General features: G+C 61.1%; 1 protein-coding gene. It reads left to right on the forward strand.

Translation table 11 applies throughout. The features are described from left to right. Window positions 1-744: IS5 family transposase (locus tag N4G42_RS25465; protein WP_260669179.1), on the forward strand; the 744-nt coding region annotated here is incomplete at its 5' end. Window positions 745-869 lie beyond the last annotated feature (125 nt).

Consider the following 869-nt stretch of genomic DNA (forward strand, 5'->3'; position numbering starts at 1 on the left):
GATCTGGCGTGCGAGGAGGCTCTGTATGACAGTGCCAGTCTGCGCCGCTTTGCGGGCATTGACCTGGGTCGTGAACGGGTGCCCGATGCCACCACGCTGCTGAAGTTTCGCAATCTGCTCCATGAGCACAAACTGGGCGAAGCCCTGTTTGCCAAGGTAGGCCAGCAATTGCAGGAGCGCGGCTTCAAGGTCAATACCGGCACCATCGTGGATGCCACCATCATCGCAGCGCCCAGTTCTACCAAGAACGCCGACAAGGCGCGTGACCCCGACATGCATCAGACTCGCAAAGGCCAGCAATGGTATTTCGGCATGAAGCTGCACATTGGGGTGGACAGCCAAAGCGGGCTGGCGCACAGCGCCGTGGTGACGGCGGCCAACGTGCACGACAAACACCCACTGCCCGATCTGCTGCATGGCAATGAGCGACGCGTGTACGGCGACTCGGCCTATGCCAGCCAGAAAACACTGATAGCGAGCAAAGCCCCCAGGGCCAAGGACTTCACCAACCAGCGCATCCGCCGTGCGGGCGAGGTGGACGAAGTTCAGCGGGCCAAGAACCGCAACAAGTCACGGGTGCGCGCTCGGGTCGAGCATGTCTTTGCGGTGGTAAAGCGCCTGTGGGGATTCACCAAGGTGCGCTATCGCGGGCTGCAAAAGAACGCCACGCGTGCGTTCACGGCCTTGGCGCTGGCCAACATCTACCTTGCCCGAGGGCGCCTGCAGGGACAGGTGCGCCCGTAAGGGGCCGAAGGGGGCTCAAAGGCTCCCGAAACAGGCCCTGTGGGGCAAAGCACAGTATCTTTGCGGGCCATTTGGCATTCAAATGGCTGTGCGATGGATATGACGTTACTTGTTCAGCATTGCCT

The organism is Acidovorax sp. K2F (assembly GCF_025246485.1).
Classification (GTDB): Bacteria; Pseudomonadota; Gammaproteobacteria; order Burkholderiales; family Burkholderiaceae_C; genus Acidovorax; species Acidovorax delafieldii.